Here is an 18,699-nt window from a genome sequence, read left to right on the forward strand (position 1 = left end):
CCGACCAGGCTCGGTTCCGAGACAGCCCCAAGCGAAGAGCAGGTCCCGACGTGACTGTTCCGCCCGGATCCCAGCCCGGCGCGGACGGGGCTCCGCCGCAGCTGCCGACCTGCGTCCGGCACCCCGACCGCCCCACCGGGCTGCGCTGCACCCGGTGTGAGCGGCCGGCCTGTCCGGAGTGCCTGCGCGATGCCGCCGTCGGCCAACAATGCGTCGACTGCGTCGCGCAGGGACAACGCAGCATGCGGCGGCCGGTGACGGTAGCCGGCGCGCGGCTGGCCAAGAAATCGATCTTGGTCCCCGTGCTGGTCGCGATCAACGTGGTGGTCTTCGCGCTCACCGCGGTGCAGGCCGGCAGCATCGGCGGGAACTACACCGCCGCGCTGTTCGGCGACTTCGCGCTGTGGCCGGTCGTGGTCGCGGGCGGGCAGTGGTGGCGCCTGATCAGTGCCGGGTTCCTGCACATCGGCCTGCTGCACCTGGCGATGAACATGATCGCGCTGTGGGTGATCGGCCGGGACCTGGAGCTCCTGCTGGGGCGGCTGCGGTTCGGCGCGGTGTACCTGCTGTCGCTGCTCGGCGGCAGCACCGCGGTGTTCATGTTCGGCGAGCCGATGGGGATGGTGGCCGGCGCGTCCGGTGCGGTGTACGGCCTGATGGGGGGCATCGCGATCGCCGCGCTGCGGTTGAAGATCAGCCTGCGGCCGGTGCTGGTGGTGATCGCGCTGAATATCGCGGCCAGCGTGCTGATCCCGGGCCTCTCGCTGCTGGGGCACCTCGGCGGGCTCGTCATCGGTGTGCTCGCGACTGGTGCGCTCGTCTACGCGCCACGCGAACGGCGGACGCTGGTCCAGGTGGGTGCGCTGACCGCGCTGCTGGTGGTCCTGATCGCCGTGCTGGTGACCCGTGACCTGCAGTTCGGCAACGTGGTGTGCATCGGGTCCGGAGCGGATACCCGCTGCGGCCTGTTGCGGTCCTGACGCTCAGCGGCGCAGGGCGCGCAGTTCGGCCGCGACTTCCTGCGGGTCGGCACCGAGGTCGAGCCTGGTCAGCACGACCAGCTCCGGGTCGGCGTCGAGTTCGAGCGCCTGCACGGTGCGGCCGAACCGGCGGTCGTGCCGGACCCGGATCGACACCGCAGGCCAGGACCAGTGCCGCAAGCCGCGCAAGCCGCGCACCGTGACACCGTTGAGATCCGCGCGCAGCCGCGGTCGGCAGATGCTGCCGTGTGCGGACGTGGCGGCCAGCGCCAGCACGAGCACGCCGATGAACAGCCGGTCGACTGGGCTTTCCGCGAGCAGCCACCACGCCGCGGCCGCAGCGGCGAGCACCCATCCGCAGGTGATCAGCCCGATGGGCGTCGACCACTGCCGAGATCCGTTCTCATCCACCGTTATCCACCTGCTACCGATGAGTTATCCACAGGAGTTATCCCCACTGGGGATGAGTTACACCTGTGTTGTTCGCTGACCGAACGTCAAGAGGTTCGACGAGATGAGTGAGGCCCGAAGGGATTGACCCCTTCGGACCTCGACCACATTCCGTTTACGTGCTAACGGTCAGCGCCAGCGCATCGTCATCAGCAGGCCGATGATCATGAACGCGAAGCCGACGGCGAAGTTCCACCCGCCCAGGTCGACCATGAACGGGATCTTGTCGCCGGCGATGTAGTTGATCACCAGCCAGAGGAGGCCGATCAACATCATCCCCAACATCACGATGATGTAGATCGGGTGCGACGGGCCGACCGCCTTCGCCTTCACCGGCGTGCGGCGATCGGTCACCGGGGTGGGGGAGTCCTTCTTGCGGACCTTGGACTTCGGCATGGTGTCCTCGCCAGGTGGTGCGGCATCGTGCGCCGCGTGCTCGGGCGGTGGCCGCACCCCGGGCGTCAGCGCGCCGAGGCGCGCGCAACTTCTCGCGGTGCAGCTCGTTTTCCAGCTACCACGTTAACGTAATCACAGCGTTGCTCTCCCCCGTGGTCCAAGCCGCAACGAGAGAGCCCCCCCCGTGGCTTCGCCGGAGCTGGGATCCCTTCCTGCAACGAGCCTGGAAACACGTTTTGCGCTCCGCGTAGTCTGGCGGGGTGCGCGTACTCGTCGTCGACAACTACGACAGCTTCGTCTACAACCTCGTGCAGTACCTCGCTCAGCTGGGCGCGGACTGCGTCGTGCGCCGCAACGACGTCGTCACCGACGATGACGTTGCCGTCGCCGATGGCGTTCTGCTCAGCCCCGGTCCTGGTACGCCGGACCGCGCGGGCCGCACGATGGAGTTGATCGAGCGCTGCGCCGCGGAGCGCAGGCCGGTGTTCGGCGTGTGCCTCGGGCACCAGGCCGTCGGTGCGGTGTGGGGCGGGACCGTCGAGCGGGCGCCGGAGCTGCTGCACGGCAAGGTCAGCGAGATCCACCACTCCGGGACCGGGGTGTTCGCCGGACTGCCAGCGCCGTTCATCGCGACGCGCTACCACTCGCTGATCGTCCGCGCGGACACCATCCCGGAAGACTTCGAGGTCACTGCGCGGACCGCGTCCGGCATCGTGATGGGCATGCGGCACCGAGAGCTGCCGGTGGAGAGCGTCCAGTTCCATCCCGAGTCGGTGCTCACCGAGGGCGGCCACCGGATGCTGGCGAACTGGATGGCCTCGGCCGGTCACCCGGTGGACGAGCACCTGGTCGCCGAGCTCGAACTCGGCATGCGCAAGGTCGCCGCCGCCGCCCAGCGCTGAGCCGGAACGTTGAAGGGCACCTCTGACCGGCCAAGTCGGTCGGAGGTGCCCTTCAGTCATAACTGGATCCGGTGATGCGCGAATCCGTGACCCGGTTGCCCGGTCACGGATTCTCCCTCACGCAGAACAGGTCAGCCGAACGGCGGGAAGAGGGAGCCGTTGGACGGGGGACTGGTGGTCGGGCTGTTGCTGTAGTCGCCGACCATCAGCGTCACCGACTGGTTCTTGCCCAGCTTCTGCCCGCTGCTCGGCGACGAGCCGACCACCTTGCCGTCCTGGCCCTTGTCCGAGGTCGGCTGGTTGACCTCGTTGATCTCGCCGTCCCAGCCACGGGACCGCAGGGCGTTCTCGGCCTGACTGGGCGTCATGCCCAGCAGCGACGGCATGGTGATCTGCTGGCCGTTGGAGACCACCAGGGTGATCTCGGTGTTCGGCCGCGCCTTGCTACCGCCCGACGGGCTCTGGTCGAGCACGGTGTCCGGTGCCTGGTCGGAGTCGCGGTCCTGCCTGCTGACCTTGAACCCGGCACCCTCCAGGTAGGCCTTCGCGGTGTCGTAGGGCATGCCGCGCACGTCCTTGACCTCGACCGTCGGGATCGACTTGCCCACCGTCACGGAAATCGTGGTGCCCTGGGTGACGGACTGGCCCTTCTTGTCCCAGTCGATGATCTTGTCGACCTGCTTGGGGTCGCTGGTCTCCTCGTAGGACGGCGTCAGCCCCAGCTTGAGCCCGGCCTCGTCCAACTTCTGCGACGCCTCGGGGATGGACAGCCCGCTCAGGTCCGGCACCTGGACGCTGGCCGGCCCGGTGCCGGAGCAGAGCTCGATCTTCTGGGTCTCCTTGGCCACCGCCACACCCGGCGCCGGCTTCTGGCTGACGACCTTGTCGATGTTGTCGACGCTGGACGGGGACACGCACCAGGCGAGCTTCCACCCCCGGGCGTCGGCCTCGGCCTGGGCCGAGGCCCGGGTCATGCTGACGAAGTTCGGCGGCACTTCCGTCTTCGGTGAGCCGTTGAAGATCCAGGTCGCCAGCCAGGCGGCGAGCGCGAACACGATCACGCAGGCCGTGGTGACCAGCGCGATCGTCCGGTGCTTGCGCTTCTTGCGCTCCCGCTCGGCGTCGGCCTCGTCCGGCTCCCGGTCGACCGACCGGTGACGGCCGGGCGGCAGCACCTCGGTCGCCGAGGCCTGCGAGAGCATCGCCGTCCGCTCGTCCTCGGACATGATCATCGGCGCCTTCGGGCGCTGCCCGGAGAGCACCCGCACCAGGTCGGCCCGCATCTCCGCGGCCGACTGGTAGCGGTTGGCCGGGTTCTTGCTCAACGCCTTGAGCACCACGGCGTCCAGCGAGGCCGGCGTCGTCGGCTTGACGTCGGAGGGCTTGCGCGGCTCCTCCCGAACGTGCTGGTAGGCGACCGCAACCGGGGAGTCGCCGGTGAACGGCGGCTCCCCGGTGAGCAGCTCGAACAGCACGCAGCCGGACGCGTAGACGTCGCTTCGCGCGTCCACCGCCTCGCCACGCGCCTGCTCCGGCGAGAGGTATTGCGCGGTCCCGATCACCGCCGCGGTCTGCGTCACCGCGGCCTGCCCGTCGGCCAGCGCGCGGGCGATGCCGAAGTCCATCACCTTCACGGCACCGCCGCGGGTGATCATGATGTTGGCGGGCTTGACGTCCCGATGCACGATGCCGTGCCGGTGGCTGAAGTCCAGCGCAGCCGACGCGTCCGCCATGACCTCCATGGCCCGGCGCGGCGACAACGGGCCCTCGGTCTTGACGATGTCGCGCAGCGTCCGGCCGTCGACGTACTCCATCACGATGTACGGCAGCGGCCCGCTCTCGGCCTCCGTCTCGCCGGTGTCGTAGACGGCCACGATGGCCGGGTGGTTCAGCGCGGCGGCGTTCTGCGCCTCCCGGCGGAACCGCAGCTGGAACGTGGGGTCGCGGGCGAGGTCGGCGCGCAGGATCTTCACCGCCACGTCGCGACTTAGCCGGGTGTCGCGGCCGCGGTGCACCTCGGACATACCGCCGTAGCCGAGAGTCTCACCGAGCTCGTAGCGGTTGGACAGAAGTCGAGGTGAACTCATCGAAGTGTCGTTCCGATCCTTGTCAACGATCGTCCCATCATGCCGATTCGCCCTGTGCGGCCGGTGCCAGCAGGACGACCGGCGGCGGTCCCCCGAATTCCGTGTCCGGCCAACTCGCGGGGTCCGCCCCGATCAAGGGCGTGCGCCGTAGCGAAGTCTGGCCCAAAGCAGTTGCCGAATCCAGGTTGTGAGTTGTCACATGGCCGGATCCGGCCAATCCCTGATCCCGGTTGACCACCCAGTAAGTGGTCACACCGACAGCGACCAGCAAGGCTACCGCGAGCACCGCGACGAGCACCCAGACGATGAGCTTGTTCGTGCGAGGCGGGGACGGCACCTGCTGCGCTGGCAGCTGCGGGGCAGGCAGCTGTGGGGCCGGTGCCTGCGGCGGGATCAGCCCAGGCGGGTACGTGTTGCCCATCGGCGGCAGCTGCCCGGGCATCTGGAGCACCCCGGTGTTCGTCGGCACCAGCTGCTGCCGCTGCTGCCGCTGCTGCGGCATGACCAGCGTGGACGGGGTGGGCAGCGGCATGCCCGCGCGCACCGCGGCGACGGCGTTGGCGAACTCGCCGCCGTCGGCGTAGCGGCGTCGCGGGTCCTTCGCCAGCGTCGCCTCGATCAGCGCCCGCACCCCCGGCGGCACGTCTGGCGGCAGCGGCGGCGGGATCTCCCGGATGTGCATCATCGCGACCGTGACCGCGTTCTCGGACAGGAACGGGCGGTGGCCCATCAGGCACTCGTAGCCGACCACGGCCAGCGAGTACACGTCGCTGGACGGCGTCGCGTCGTCGCCCAGGGCTTGCTCCGGCGCGATGTAGTGGGCGGTGCCCATCACCATTCCCGAGCGGGTCACCGGTGCCGCGTCGGCCGCCTTCGCGATGCCGAAGTCGGTCAGCTTCACCTTGCCCTCGGGCGTGATCAGGATGTTGCCCGGCTTGACATCCCGGTGCACCAGGCCCCGCTCGTGCGCGGCCTGCAACGCCCGACCGGCCTGCTCCAGCATGTCCAGCGTGTGGTCGGTGTTGATGCGGCGCTCGCGGGCCAGGATCGCTGCCAGTGGCTCGCCCTCGACCAGCTCCATCACCAGGTACGCGGTGTCCTCCGGGCCGTCCGGGATGGCTGCGGTCTCGCCGTAGTCGTGCACCGCGGCGATGCCCGGGTGGTTCAGTGACGCGGTGGTCCGGGCCTCGGTGCGGAAGCGGTGCAGGAACTCGGCGTCACCGCACAGCTCCGCCTTGAGGACCTTTATCGCGACGGTCCGGTCCAGCCGGACGTCCACCGCCTGCCAAACCTCGCCCATCCCGCCGACGGCGATGCGCTGGCCGAGCCGGTATCGGTCGGCGAGTAACTGGCCGGAGGTCAGCATGGGTCAGCCACCCCCCTGCAGACCGGCCCGGATGACCTCCCGGCCGATCGGGGCGGCGATCGAGCCACCCGTGGCCTCGGTGCCCTCGTCGCCACCGTTCTCCACGATCACCGCCACGGCGATGGTCGGGTTCTCAGCCGGCGCGAACGCGACGTACCAACCGTGCGGCTGGTCCTTGGCGTCGCCGTGCTGGGCGGTACCGGTCTTCGAAGCGATCTCGATGCCGGAGATCTTGCCGCCGCCCTTGGTGTTCTTCTCCGACTGGATCATCATGTCGCGGATCATCCGCGCGACGCCCGGCGAGACTGCCTGGTTGATCTCCTCCGACTGGAAGGAGCTCAGCTCCGCCATGTCCGGCGACCGGGTGGCCTCGACCAGCTGCGGCTTCATCAGCTTGCCGTCGTTGGCGATGGCCGCGGCCATCATCGCGTTCTGCAGCGGCGTCACCCGCACGTCGCGCTGGCCGATCCCGCTCTGGTACAGCGACGGGGTGTCCGCCATCGGACCCAGGTCCGACTTGGCGACGGTCATCGGGATCGCCAGGTCCTGCCCGAAGCCGAACGCGGCGGCGGTCTCCCGCATCTTCTCCGGGCCGACCTCACCGGCGATCTTGGCGAACGCGGTGTTGCACGAGTGCGCCAGCGCCTGCGTCAGGGTGTTGCCCGCGCAGGTCTTGCTGCCGTAGTTCGGCAGCTGCGTGTTGGTGCCGGGCAGCGTGATCGATGCGGCCGCCTCCACCTGGCTGTTCGGGTTGTACCCGTTCTGCAGCGCGGCGGCGGTGGTGATCAGCTTGAACGTCGAGCCCGGCGGATAGATCTCGGAGACCGCCCGGTTGGACATCGGCGCATCCGAGTTGTCGTTGAGCTTCTTCCACTCCGCGGCGGCGTCGTTGTTGTTCGTGGTGGCCAGCACGTTCGGGTCGTACGACGGCGCGTTGACCATCGCCAGGACCTTGCCGGTCTTCGGGTCGAGCGCCACCACGGAGCCGTGGAAGCCCTGCTTGGTCAGCTGCTCGTAGGCCACCTGCTGAATCGCCGGTTTGATGGTCAGCTCGACGCTGCCACCGCGCGGCTTGTTGCCGGTGATCATGTCGGAGAGCTGGCCGAAGGCCAAGCTGTCGTCGGTGCCGTTGAGGATCTTGTCCTCGGCGCGCTCGACCCCGTTGGATCCGTAGAAGAACGAGTAGAACCCGGTGACCGGGGCGTACTGCGGCCCGTTCGGGTAGGTGCGCTGGAACGCGTAGCGGTCGTGCTCGATGGGCATCGAGCTCGCCAGCGACTGGCCGCCGGCGATGATCTGCCCGCGCTCCCGCGAGTTCTCCTCGTACATCGTCCGCCTGTTGAGCGGGTGGTCACGCAACTCGTCGGCCTGGATGACCTGCACGTAGGTCGCGTTGCCCATCAGCAGCACGACCATCACCATCATCGCCAGCGCAACCCGGCGCAGCGGCTTGTTCATCGGGGACGCTCCACCAACTCGGTATGTGCCTCCGCGATCGGGGCCTGCTTGGGCTTCGGCTTTGCGGGCGCCTGCGGGCGACGCGCGGCGTCGGAGATCCGCAGCAGCAGCGCGACCAGCATGTAGTTGGCCAGCATCGAGGAACCGCCCGAGGCCAGGAACGGCGCGGTGAGACCGGTCATCGGGATCAGCCCGGTGGAACCGCCAGTGACCACGAACAGCTGCAGCGCCATGGTGAACGACAGACCGCCGGCGAACAGCTTGCCGAACGAGTCGCGCACCGCGAGCGCGCTGCGCAGCCCGCGCATCATCAGGAGCAGGTACAGCATCAGCAGCGCCATCAGCCCGGCCAAGCCGAGCTCTTCGGCCAGCGACGGGATGATGAAGTCGCTGAACGACAGCGGGGTCAGGTTGGGCATGCCCGCGCCCAGACCGGAGCCGCCGATCCCGCCGTTGGCCATGCCGAACAGGCCGGACCGCAGCTGGTCGTTCGCAGTACCGTCGGCCAGCGGGTCCAGCCAGGTGTTCACCCGGGCCTGGACGTGGTCGAACAGGTTGAACGCGATGATGCAGCCGAGCGCGAACATCGACAGACCCAGGAAGACCCACACCGCGCGCTCGGTGGCGATGTAGATCATCACCAGCACGATGCCGAAGAACAGCAGCGACGTGCCGAGGTCCTTCTCCAGCACGACGATGCCGATGGACAGGGCCCAGGCGACGATCACCGGCATCAGGTCACGCGGGCGCGGCCAGTCGATGCCGAGGAACCGCTTGCCCGCAGTGGTGAACAGCTCCCGCTTGGACACCAGGAACGAGGCGAAGAAGACCAGCAGCAGGATCTTGGCGAACTCGTTCGGCTGGATGGACACGAAACCCAGATTGATCCACAGCTTCGCGCCATTGACCTCGGAAATGCTCGAGGGCAGCAGGCCGGGCAGCGCCAGCAAGGCCAGGCCGACAAACCCGCAGGTGTAGCTGTACTGCGCCAGTGTTCGGTGGTCCTTGACAAACACCAGGACCAGGATGAACAGCACCACGCCCGCCGTGGTGAACACGATCTGCTTCGGCGTGTACGGGGCTCCCACCACCGGTGCCAGGTCGAGCCGGTGCAGCATCACCAGGCCCATCCCGTTGATCAAGGACACCAGCGGCAGGATCAACGGGTCGGCGTACGGAGCCCACCGGCGGACGCCGAGGTGCGCCGCGCCGAAGAGCACCAGGAACGCCAAGCCGTAGAAGAACAGCTCCCGGGTAACGGTCTGCTCCTGGGAGACCTCCACCACGATCAGCGCGAACGTGACGATCACCGCCGAGCAAACCAGCATGAACAGCTCGGTGCCCCGCCGAGTGTCGACTCGGGGGGCCCCGCTGGCAGCTCCGGTCGTAACGGCCGGTTGCGCCATCAACTCACCATCCGGCAGGTCACGCCCGGCTGCTGCTCCTCCGTCTGCAGCGGGGTGGCGTCCGACGGCTGCTCGGGCTGCTGGCCCTGCGACGGCGGCTGCGACGGCTGCTGGCCAGCCGGGGGCTGCGCTGGCGGCGGCTGCTGTGCTGGCGGCGGCTTGGGCTTCTGGCATTCCGGCAGCAGCGCGGTCATCCGGAGCCGCCGCATCGCGTCGCGGGCCTCCTGCAGCCCGTTGACCTCGGCGATGCCGTTGCGGACGTCCGGTCGCTGCGCTTCCTGCAGGTCGACCACCTTGATCGGGGTGCAGTCCGGCGCGGAATCCGGCGGGCAGGACGTTTCGACCTGCCAGTTCAGCGAGACACCCAGCACGCTGCCCTGCATTCCTTGGAAGATCACCACCTCATCGGCGCGGTTCGCGCCGAGGTAGTACTGGTTGAGCACCCACCAACGCCCAACCAGCGCGACTCCGGCCAGCACGATGAGCACGCCGCACGTCACCAGCAGCGAACGCAGCCAGCGGCGCTTGCGCGGCTGCTCCGGTGGAGGTGAGGTGGGCTCGAAACGCTGCGGCTGCGGCCGCGGCATGGTCACCGCGGATGCGCGTGCCGCAGACGAATCGGGTTGCGGATGCTCATCGCCATTTCCCGCCGCGCCCCCGACGATCGGGGCGTCGTCGCCGAACTCGACGTCGACGACGTCGGCGATGATCACGGTGACGTTGTCCGGACCACCGCCCTTGAGGGCGAGCTCGATCATCCGGTCCGCGCACTGCTGCGGGTCCGGGATGCGCAGCGCGTCCGCCATGGTCTCGGTGCTCACCGGGCCGGTCAGGCCGTCCGAGCAGAGCAGGTAGCGGTCGCCGGCCCGGGCTTCCCGGATCGCCAGGCTCGGTTCCACCTCGTGGCCGGTCAACGCGTGCAGCAGCAGCGAGCGCTGCGGGTGGTGCGCGGCCTCCTCCTCGGTGATCCGGCCTTCGTCGATCAGCGACTGCACGAAGGTGTCGTCGTGGGTTATCTGGGTCAGCTCGCCGTCGCGGACCAGATAGGCCCGGGAGTCGCCGATGTGCACCAAGCCCAGTTTGCTGCCTGCGAACAGCACAGCGGTGAGCGTGGTGCCCATCCCCTCCAGGTCCGGGTCGTTGGCCACCAGCTCGGCGATCGCGCCGTTGCCGGCCAGCACCGCACCGCGGAGCTGGCCGAGCAGGTCGTCGCTCGGCTCGTCGTCGTCCAACGGCGCCAACGCCGCGATGACGACCTTGCTGGCGACCTCACCGGCGGCATGTCCACCCATGCCGTCCGCGAGGGCGAGTAGTCGTGGGCCGGCATAGACCGAGTCCTGGTTGTTGGAGCGCACCAGGCCGCGGTCACTGCGGGCTGCGTAGTGAAGGACGAGGGTCATGAGCGCAGCTCGATCACCGTCTTGCCGATTCTGATCGGAACGCCGAGCGGGACCTTGGTTGGCCCCGTGACCTTCGCCCGATCGAGGTATGTGCCGTTTGTGGAGCCTAGATCCTCCACGTACCAATCGGAGCCTCGAAGCGACAGTCTCGCGTGTCGTGTCGACGCGTAGTCGTCGTCGAGGACCAACGTGGAGTCATCGGCGCGACCGATCAGGATCGGCCGGCCGTCCAGGGAGATGCGCGTGCCGGCGAGAGCGCCGTGCGTCACCACCATCTGGCGGGGCGCCTTGCTCTTGCCCCGGGCCTGCTTGCCCGGTAGCCGACTCGCACCTGGCATCGGGACCCGCATCCCGGACGCCGAGTAAAGATCCGAGCGAACCACGCGAAGCGCAGCCAGCACGAACAACCAGAGCAGGGCGAGAAACCCTGCTCTGGTCAGCTGAATCACCAGCTCTGGCACTTGTTGTGAACGCTCCTACTCGTGTCTTGACGCGGGGTTCCGCGATCTCAGGCCTGCTGAGCGCGGAAGACCAGGGACGAGTGGCCCACCCTGATCACGTCGCCGTCTGCCAACTGCCAAGTCTGCACCGGCGTGCCGTTCACCGTGGTGCCATTGGTCGAACCCAGATCGGCCAACATCGCGCTCTGGCCGTCCCAGGTGATCTCGATGTGCTTGCGCGAGACCCCGGTGTCCGGCAGGCGGAACTGCCCCTCCTGACCCCGGCCGATGATGTTCGAGCCGTGCTGCAGCGTGTACGACCGGTTCGAACCGTCGTCGAGGTGCAGCGTCGCAGTCATCTGCGCGCGCGGGCCACCCGCGGCGAAGCCGCCGCTCTGCGGGAAGGCGCCGCCGGGCTGCTGGCCGTAGCCCTGGTCCGGGAAGCCACCGGACTGCGGGTACGCCCCACCCGGCTGCTGGCCGTAGCCGCCCTGGTCGTAACCGGCTTGCTGCGGCTGCTGGCCGTAACCCTGGTCGTAGCCTGCGGCGGGCTGGCCGTAGCCGCCCTGGTCGTAACCCGGCGGCTGTTGGCCGTAGCCGCCCTGGTCATAACCGGCGGGCTGGCCGTAGCCGCCCTGGTCGTAGCCGGGCTGCTGCTGCCCGTAGCCCTGGTCATAACCGGCTTGCTGCGGCTGCTGGCCGTAGCCGCCCTGGTCGTAACCAGGCGGCTGTTGGCCGTAGCCGCCCTGGTCATAACCGGCGGGCTGGCCGTAGCCGCCCTGGTCGTAGCCGGGCTGCTGCTGCCCGTAGCCCTGGTCATAACCGGCTTGCTGCGGCTGCTGGCCGTAGCCGCCCTGGTCATAACCAGGCTGCTGCTGGCCGTAACCGCCCTGGTCATAACCAGGCTGCTGCGGCTGCTGGCCGTAGCCGTAGTTGGGGTCTTGGCCTTGGCCTTGGCCTTGGCCGTAACCCTGGTCGTAGCCGTACTGCCCCTGCTGGTTGTACGGATCTCCCTGGGGGTAGTGGCCTGGTGGCTGGCTCATGGGTCGGTCTCCTGCGGTACGCGGTTGTGCCGGCCGTCGAGTCACGTCGGGGTCGACGGTCGAGCTGATTCGAAACTGTCCCGTGTGCAGCGTTTCAGAGCGCTCCAGGGAGACTACGACGTCACCATATGTGTCCCACCCCTGTTCGGTGAGATGCTCCTGAACGCAGTCGGCGAGGAGGTCGGTCACCCGGGCCTCATCGTCGGTGAGCCGATCGTGATCGGACGGGCTCAGTTGCACAACGTAGTGGTTACAAGCGAGCAACCGTCCCCCGGCGAGCTCCCGGACCTGCAGCTCGGCTTCCCGCTGCAGAGCCTGGGCGACCTCCTGGGGGACGACCTTTCCGCCGAAAACGCGCGCAAAGCCGTTACCGACGATGCCTTCGAGTCGGCGCTCAAAGCGCTGCACGAGGCCCACGGCAAAATCCCTCCACGCGTACGACTCCTGGCGACCATCGTATCTGGGCCAACGGGCCGAGACACCGCCCTGTTCCCAACTCGTCCAACCCCCCGCCGAACCCCCTCGTCAGCCGTGCTAATCTTCTCCCGCCAACAGGGCAGCGGGCGCGAAAGCGACCCCGATGCCAAAGGGCCGGAAGAGAGCAAGATAAGCTTCCAGCCAAGCCACGGGCGAGTGGCGGAATGGCAGACGCGCACGGTTCAGGTCCGTGTGTCCGAAAGGACGTGAGGGTTCAACTCCCTCCTCGCCCACTCGGAAGGGCCCTCCCGGCTCATGCTTCGCCGGGAGGGCCCTTCCTTATTATTTTGCGGGGGCCGAGCCCCCGCAGACCCCCACGGTGCGGTGGTCGTTTCTCTCGGGCTCCTTGCCTTCTCGGGCGTTCCCGGCTTGCTCACCGACCAGCCTCCGTTCGTTTCCCTGGTTTTGCTGACGGGGTGGGTTGTGTGGCTGTGTTTTCCCTGGTCTGGTCGTGCGGGTTGGTTGTTGCTGGTCGCGTGCCTCCGCTGGGCTTGTTGGCCGGTTGTGGTTTGTGTCTCTGATTCGGGGCGTTCTCTCTTGCTCCGGCTGGGGTTCTACCGGGGCGCTCGGGGGCTTGTGAGTTATGTCCCTGGTGTTTTCGGGGGCAGCAGTGGCTCTGGGCTTCTTTGGTTGTGGTGAAGGTCGCCTTCGGCGTTCGGGGGTCGGCTGTTCCTCGGGTTCTCTTCAGCGGTCAGCGAAACAGGTTTGGGGTGTTTTCGGGGTTCCGCTGACCCTGCTGGCTAATTCGGCGAGGGGCTGGGTTTGGTGTCGCCGCGGTCCGTTGATCTGGTGCATGATCTTTCTGCGGTCGACTTACCCGCTTCCTGGCCGCAGGATGGAGTGTGTGGTGTCTATGCAGCCCCGGCCGTGGCCGCGGATTCCGGAAGCGACCGTGCGTGCCGCGCGGGCGGCGGCGGGCACGAGCGAGTACCCGTTGGCGATGCGGGTCCGTGACGAGCTGGGTGAGCTGTTCAGCGATGCGGAGTTCATCGAGGCGTTCGGGGTGCGGGGGAAGCCTGGGTGGTCGCCGGGACGGTTGGCGCTGGTCACGGTGTTACAGATGGCGGAGAATCTGACCGATCGGGGTGCGGCCCACCGGGTCCGGTTCGGCATGGACTGGAAATACGCGCTGGGGATGGAGCTGGACGATCCAGGGTTTGATGCGTCGGTCTTGTCGGAGTTCCGCACCAGGCTGGTCGCCCACGGGTTGGAGGAACGGGCGCTGGATCTGCTGCTGAAAGTGTTGCAGGACAAGGGATTGGTGGCCGCCGGCGGGAAGCAGCGCACCGATTCGACCCACGTGGTGGCGGCGGTGCGGGATCTGAACCGGCTGGAGCTGGCGGGTGAGTCGGTGCGGGCCGCGCTGGAGGCTCTCGCGGCCGCGGTGCCGCAGTGGCTGGCCGGGGCGATCGATGTGCCGGCGTGGGGACAGCGGTATGCCGCGCGGGTGGATTCCTGGCGGCTGCCCACCTCGGAGACCAAACGCCGGGATCTGGCGGTGACTTACGGTACCGACGGGTATGCGCTGCTGGGGGCGGTGTATTCCCCGGACGCTCCTGGCTGGTTGTGTGAGTTGCCTGCCGTGGAGGTGCTGCGGGTGGTGCTGCTGCAGAACTACACCCGCACGATCACCGGCAACGGACGGGAGGTGATCACACGGCGGGAGGCGGACACGGACGGTCTCCCGCCAGGGAGATCGCGTCTGACCTCGCCGTATGACACCGATGCCCGCTGGGGCGGCAAACGCGACACCTTCTGGAACGGCTACAAGGTGCACTTCAGCGAGACCTGCCAGCGCCCCGGCACCCAGCCGGAGCCGGAGCCGGAGCCGGCCGATGCCGCCGTGCCACGACCCAACCTGATCACGAACGTGGCGACCACGGACGCGAGTGTCCCGGACGTGGCCATGACCGAACCGATCCACCAGGCACTGGATCGTCGTGGCCTGCTGCCCGGCGAGCACTACCTGGACTCCGGCTACCCCTCGGCCGAGCTGATCGTCAGTTCCGTGACCGATTTCGGTGTCACGTTGATCACTCCCGTGCTGGCCGACCACTCACCGCAGGCCCGGGCCGGCGCCGGGTTCGACCGCACCCGCTTCACCATCGATTTCGATCGCGAGCAGGCCACCTGCCCGCAAGGCCAGACCAGCTCCACCTGGAACCCGGCCACCCAGCGCGGCACCGACACGATCGTGATCACTTTCGCGACCGCGACCTGCGGGCCCTGTCCGGTCCGCGAGCAGTGCACCACCTCCCGGACCCGGCGCCGGCAGATCACCGTGCACCCGCGGGCCGTCCACGAGGCCCAACGCGCTGCCCGCGCCGACCAGGAAACCAAGGACTGGCAAGCCGAATACGCGCTGCCGGCCGGGGTCGAGGGCACCATCCGCCAAGGCATCGCGGTCACCGACCTGCGCCACGCCCGTTACCGCGGACTGGCCAAAACCCACCTGCAACACGTGTTCTCCGCGGTCGCACTCAACCTGATCCGCCTGGATGCCTGGTGGAACGGCCACCCCCTCGACCGAACCCGCACCAGCCATCTCACCCGCCTTGAACACGCCCTCGCAGCATGATCAGGAATTAACCAGCAGGATCTCCGCTGGGTTGGTGTGGTTGGTTTCTCGTGGTTCGCGCGAATCTCGAACGCCGGGTTTCGGGTACGCCGTCATGCCCGGGCTTCGGGGCGTTGCGGACCGGTCCTTTGTCGATGTGATGCAGCGCATCAATGTGGCCATCGTCAACTGGTTGTTCTTGTCGCTGTTCCTCGGCGGGTTGGTCGTCAGCGGGTTGGGCGCCCCTCTGCTGTGGTTCGGCGGTGGGGCCGGCACGGGGTGGGGCGCTGCCGGGTTCTTGCTGTACCTGGCGATGTTTGTCGTCACCGCTGCCGTGAACGTGCCGTTGAACAACGAGCTCGCCGCCGGCGAAGGTGCCGACCCCGCCGCTGCGCGCGCTCGGTTCGAGGTGCGTTGGGTGCGGTGGAACCTGGTTCGGGCATTCGCTGCTACCGGTTCCTTCGGTTGTCTCCTGGCGTTGGTCGTCGAGGTGCTCTGAGCCGGGCCCTCGGTGGTCGCGGGGGTTGTACGGTTTCGTCGTGGGTGGTCGGGTTCTGGGGCTTGACGAGGTTGCTTCTCTTGCCGCTCGGGCTCATGGTGGGCAGGTCGACAAGGCCGGTCGGCCCTACGTCGAGCACCTGGCCGCCGTTGCCGCCGGGGTGCGGGACAGGGGTGGGAGCGAGGCTCAGGTCGCCGCTGCTTGGTTGCACGATGCCGTCGAGGACGGGGCCGTTTCCGAGGCTTGGTTGTCGGGGGCTCCGCTCCCGTCGGAGACCAAGGCCATCGTGCTGGCCGTGACCAAGCGGGCCGGTGAAGAACCCGCCGACTACGCCGCCCGGATCTTGGGGACGCCGGGCGCGCTGCTGGTGAAAGCGGCCGACCTGGCGCACAACGCCGACCCCGCGCGGTTGGCCGTGCTGGACGAAGCGACGCGGGAGCGGCTCACCAGGAAGTACACGCGGATGCGCGCACTGCTGGGACTGTGAGCCGATCGGCCGACGACGGAGGGGTTTCGGCGTGACTCGGTGGGAACAACTCGGCTTGGAGTGGCGGGAGACCGGGCATGCCGACGCTCCGGTCCTGGTGCTGTCCAACGCCCTCGGTTGCACCTGGGAGATGTGGGATCCGCAACTCGAAGCCCTCAACAGCGCTTATCGCGTGCTCCGGTACAACCAGCGCGGGCACGGCCAATCGCCGGTGCTTCCCGGCCCGTACACCCTGGCCGACCTCGGTGCGGACGTGCTCGCGTTGCTGGACCACCTGGAGGTTCCGCGGGCCTCGTTCATGGGCTCTTCGCTCGGCGGGATGATCGGGTTGTGGCTGGGGCGCATGCCGGCGAGCGCATCGAAGGGTTGACCATCTGCTGCAGTTCCGCCTGGTTGGGGCAGGAGCAGGTCGAGCTCGACCGGGCCGCCGCGGCTCGGGAGCACGGGACCAACGAGTTGGTCTCGCCGACCATCGAGCGCTGGTTCACCCCGTACTTCCGCGAGTGGCACGCCGAAACCGCCGCCTACTCCGCGATGATCGCCAGCACCGACGACGAGGCGTACGCGCTGTGCTCGGAGCTGATCGGCCGTGTTGACCTGCGAGCCGACCTGCCCGCCATCACCGCGCCGACGCTGGTCGTTGCCGGGGCCGACGATCCCGCCACGCCGCCGGAGCACGGCGCCGCGATCGTCGACGGAATCGACGCCAATGCCCGGCTGGAAGTGCTGCCGCACGCCGCCCACCTGGCCAACGTCGAGCAGGCGGAGGCGTTCACCGCGCTCCTCGGACTGAGCCAAATTTCGTGATCACCATCACCTCTCGCTGCGGAATCCCGAACGGGGCTGCCGTCCCCGACAGATCAGACCTCGGTGATCGGCTTCTCGGTCTTGGCGACAGCCGCGGACTGTGCTGGGCTTGAGCCATCGTTCCGGGTGAACACTGGAGTCGGTGCGGGCGGCACCGGAGTCCGCTCGGGCCGGGTGACCGGGATCCCGCGATCTCGGACCGCGTGCACGGGAGGAAGCGATGGCGGGCAACAGCCGGGATCCTGGCCGGTCGGTCACTGCGCGAGCGCTCAGCGTCCTCACCGCCTTCGACATCGAACACGCCCGGCTCACCCTCACCGCCATCGCCCGCCGCGCGGAGATCCCGCTGGCCACCGCGCACCGGCTGGTCCGCGAGCTGGAGATGTGGGGCGCCCTGCAGCGCGACGGCGAAGGCCGCTACACGATCGGCCTGCGGCTGTGGGAGATCGGGCTGCTGGCGCCGGTGAACAGCCGACTCCGCGAGATCGCCCTTCCGTTCATGCAGGACCTGTGCCAGAGCACCCACGACAACGTCCACCTAGCGGTACGCGACGGGATGGAGGTCGTTTACGTCGAGAAGCTCACCTCGCCGCGCGCCGTGCCGATCATCTCGCGCATCGGCGGCCGCCTGCCGCTGCACTCGACCAGCGTCGGCAAGGTGCTCCTGGCGCACGCCCCGAGCGTGGTGATGCACCAGTACTGCGAGCGCGGGCTGTCCCGGTTCACCGCGTTTACCATTACCGAACCCGGTCGCCTGGGGCGCGAGCTGCAGACCGTGCGCAGTCGCGGTTTCGCGCAGGCCAACGAGGAGATGACGCTCGGTAACTGCTCCGTCGCGGTGCCGGTGCATGACGCCGACGGAGTAGTCGTCGCGGCGCTCGGGGTAGTGGCGCACAGCGTTCGCGCCGAGGTTTCGAAGCTGGTGAAGCCGCTGCTGCCTGCCGCGGAAGCGATCCGCCAGCGGCTCGTCGAGCAGGATCGGGCCAACCTCGACCTGCTGTCGCACTGACGTCCCGCCCGCCGCCCGGCGGGCGGTCGTTTTGCGAAGATGGCGAAATTCGGTTCTGCCGGTTGGGGAAACCTGAACGCCATGTGCCGTACCGGTTCACCTGAATGGCGGCATCGCTGGGCTGAAGTCCCGTTGTCATTCATCGACCAGTCACCGACCGATGCCCGCCGCCGGTCGCAGGAACCCTGTTGAGCAGCGCAATACCAGCTCCGAGCTGTTTAGGTCAGCAGTGGCCCCGTTGTCGGTGGCCGCGGAGTGCAAGCGCAGTGCATGAGGGAGGCGGAACGCCGTGACCGGAATGCCGGGACGTGCCTGGACCGAGGACGAGCTCCAAGCCTGCTCGACGACGCAACTCCGGTCCCCGCTAGGGCTCGCGGCCTCCATGGGTCGGCTCGCCGAGCGGACGGTGGACACGTTGGGGTGGGCGGGCAGCGTGCTGCCGCCCGTGAAGTTGCTCGGTCGGCAGATCATCGCGACCGCCGAACTGCTCCCCGACGCGCACGCCGAGCGGCTGTGCTTCGGCAGCGGGCCGGTGCTGGACCGAGCCGAGATCGCCACCTGGGTGTGGCCCGAGATGGACGGGCGGGTGCCGCCCCCCGCCGCCCGGATCACCGGTGTGCTCGCCCCGGCCCGGCACTGGCGCAGCGCGTTGACCGCCGTGGTGCCGTTCGCCCGGTTCGTCAGCTCCGCGATCTTGGTGCCGCGCGACGTGGCCGTGGCCCCCGACTTCGCTTCCGCCTGCCTGATCCGCGCCCGCCAGTTCGGCATCGCGGTGCTCAGCGCCAACGGCGACGACGTGCAGGTGGAGCTGGTCGGGCGGTGCTTCGACGACGCGCCGCCGGTGGAGCACACCGCGGTGTCCCGCTGGGTGAACGAGGTCGTCTACCAGCAGCTGCTCGCGACGGAGGCCCCCACCCCGTCCCGCAGCTGACCCA

General features: G+C 68.6%; 18 protein-coding genes and 1 tRNA gene. 10 read left to right on the forward strand and 9 right to left on the reverse strand.

From position 1 onward, the window contains the following. Positions 1-50 precede the first annotated feature (50 nt). Entirely contained in the window at positions 51-980 is a 930-nt protein-coding gene (locus tag ACRXBZ_RS19805; protein ID WP_433880354.1) for a rhomboid family intramembrane serine protease, read from the forward strand. 3 nt (positions 981-983) lie between these two features. Here ACRXBZ_RS19805 and ACRXBZ_RS19810 read toward each other — a convergent pair whose 3' ends face one another. Together ACRXBZ_RS19810 and crgA are read right to left on the reverse strand one after the other, a co-directional pair. Then, a complete protein-coding gene (locus ACRXBZ_RS19810) occupies positions 984-1,391 on the reverse strand; it encodes a PH domain-containing protein (RefSeq protein WP_433880355.1) in 408 nt (135 codons plus the stop codon). A 168-nt stretch (positions 1,392-1,559) separates the two neighbouring features. After that, on the reverse strand, positions 1,560-1,826 hold the full coding sequence (gene crgA, locus ACRXBZ_RS19815; protein ID WP_168585956.1) for a cell division protein CrgA: 267 nt from the start codon (positions 1,824-1,826) through the stop codon (positions 1,560-1,562). Positions 1,827-2,086: 260 nt separating this feature from the next. Here crgA and ACRXBZ_RS19820 point away from each other — a divergent pair, with 260 nt between their 5' ends. Further along, complete coding sequence (locus ACRXBZ_RS19820; RefSeq protein WP_433880356.1) at positions 2,087-2,728, forward strand: aminodeoxychorismate/anthranilate synthase component II; 642 nt, start codon at positions 2,087-2,089, stop codon at positions 2,726-2,728. Positions 2,729-2,859: 131 nt separating this feature from the next. On the opposite strand, the gene pknB is transcribed toward ACRXBZ_RS19820, so the two are convergent. Genes pknB through ACRXBZ_RS19855 form a run of 7 tightly spaced genes read right to left on the reverse strand, consistent with a single transcriptional unit; the run spans position 2,860 to position 12,345 of the window. Next, a complete protein-coding gene (pknB, locus tag ACRXBZ_RS19825) occupies positions 2,860-4,815 on the reverse strand; it encodes a Stk1 family PASTA domain-containing Ser/Thr kinase (protein ID WP_433880357.1) in 1,956 nt (651 codons plus the stop codon). 37 nt (positions 4,816-4,852) lie between these two features. Beyond that, positions 4,853-6,181 (reverse strand): serine/threonine-protein kinase, encoded by a 1,329-nt coding sequence (locus ACRXBZ_RS19830; protein WP_433880358.1) that lies wholly within the window; start codon positions 6,179-6,181, stop codon positions 4,853-4,855. 3 nt (positions 6,182-6,184) lie between these two features. Continuing rightward, the gene (locus ACRXBZ_RS19835; RefSeq protein ID WP_433880359.1) at positions 6,185-7,639 is read right to left on the reverse strand and encodes a peptidoglycan D,D-transpeptidase FtsI family protein; all 1,455 of its coding nucleotides are present in this window, start codon (positions 7,637-7,639) and stop codon (positions 6,185-6,187) included. Further along, entirely contained in the window at positions 7,636-9,045 is a 1,410-nt protein-coding gene (locus ACRXBZ_RS19840; RefSeq protein ID WP_433880360.1) for an FtsW/RodA/SpoVE family cell cycle protein, read from the reverse strand. The genes ACRXBZ_RS19835 and ACRXBZ_RS19840 overlap by 4 nt, the downstream gene beginning before the upstream one ends. Then, positions 9,045-10,445 carry a protein phosphatase 2C domain-containing protein gene (locus ACRXBZ_RS19845; protein ID WP_433880361.1) on the reverse strand — a complete coding sequence of 467 codons (1,401 nt, stop codon included), beginning with the start codon at positions 10,443-10,445 and terminating at the stop codon, positions 9,045-9,047. Before ACRXBZ_RS19845 ends, ACRXBZ_RS19840 begins: the two co-directional genes overlap by 1 nt. After that, positions 10,442-10,906 (reverse strand): FHA domain-containing protein FhaB/FipA, encoded by a 465-nt coding sequence (locus ACRXBZ_RS19850; RefSeq protein ID WP_168585963.1) that lies wholly within the window; start codon positions 10,904-10,906, stop codon positions 10,442-10,444. The genes ACRXBZ_RS19845 and ACRXBZ_RS19850 overlap by 4 nt, the downstream gene beginning before the upstream one ends. A 47-nt stretch (positions 10,907-10,953) precedes the next feature. Then, on the reverse strand, positions 10,954-12,345 hold the full coding sequence (locus ACRXBZ_RS19855) for an FHA domain-containing protein (protein ID WP_433880362.1): 1,392 nt from the start codon (positions 12,343-12,345) through the stop codon (positions 10,954-10,956). A gap of 210 nt (positions 12,346-12,555) precedes the next feature. Here ACRXBZ_RS19855 and ACRXBZ_RS19860 point away from each other — a divergent pair. The 8 genes from ACRXBZ_RS19860 (at position 12,556) to ACRXBZ_RS19895 (ending at position 18,695) form a co-directional block, all read left to right on the forward strand. Continuing rightward, a tRNA-Leu gene (locus ACRXBZ_RS19860) sits at positions 12,556-12,638 on the forward strand. Positions 12,639-13,258: 620 nt separating this feature from the next. After that, on the forward strand, positions 13,259-14,983 hold the full coding sequence (locus ACRXBZ_RS19865) for an IS1182 family transposase (protein ID WP_433883919.1): 1,725 nt from the start codon (positions 13,259-13,261) through the stop codon (positions 14,981-14,983). Between the two features lie 94 nt (positions 14,984-15,077). Further along, complete coding sequence (locus tag ACRXBZ_RS19870; protein ID WP_433880363.1) at positions 15,078-15,461, forward strand: anthrone oxygenase family protein; 384 nt, start codon at positions 15,078-15,080, stop codon at positions 15,459-15,461. A gap of 40 nt (positions 15,462-15,501) precedes the next feature. Continuing rightward, entirely contained in the window at positions 15,502-15,948 is a 447-nt protein-coding gene (locus tag ACRXBZ_RS19875) for an HD domain-containing protein (protein WP_433880364.1), read from the forward strand. Between the two features lie 31 nt (positions 15,949-15,979). Then, complete coding sequence (locus ACRXBZ_RS19880; RefSeq protein ID WP_433880365.1) at positions 15,980-16,318, forward strand: alpha/beta fold hydrolase; 339 nt, start codon at positions 15,980-15,982, stop codon at positions 16,316-16,318. Continuing rightward, positions 16,279-16,755, forward strand: coding sequence for an alpha/beta fold hydrolase (locus ACRXBZ_RS19885; RefSeq protein ID WP_433880366.1), 477 nt, complete (start codon positions 16,279-16,281; stop codon positions 16,753-16,755). Before ACRXBZ_RS19880 ends, ACRXBZ_RS19885 begins: the two co-directional genes overlap by 40 nt. A gap of 220 nt (positions 16,756-16,975) precedes the next feature. Beyond that, a complete protein-coding gene (locus tag ACRXBZ_RS19890) occupies positions 16,976-17,764 on the forward strand; it encodes an IclR family transcriptional regulator (RefSeq protein WP_433880367.1) in 789 nt (262 codons plus the stop codon). A 298-nt stretch (positions 17,765-18,062) separates the two neighbouring features. Further along, on the forward strand, positions 18,063-18,695 hold the full coding sequence (locus ACRXBZ_RS19895) for a hypothetical protein (RefSeq protein ID WP_433883920.1): 633 nt from the start codon (positions 18,063-18,065) through the stop codon (positions 18,693-18,695). The last annotated feature ends 4 nt before the right edge of the window (positions 18,696-18,699 follow it).

The sequence above is a fragment of the Saccharopolyspora hattusasensis genome (assembly GCF_050972075.1).
Taxonomy (GTDB): domain Bacteria; phylum Actinomycetota; class Actinomycetes; order Mycobacteriales; family Pseudonocardiaceae; genus Saccharopolyspora; species Saccharopolyspora hattusasensis.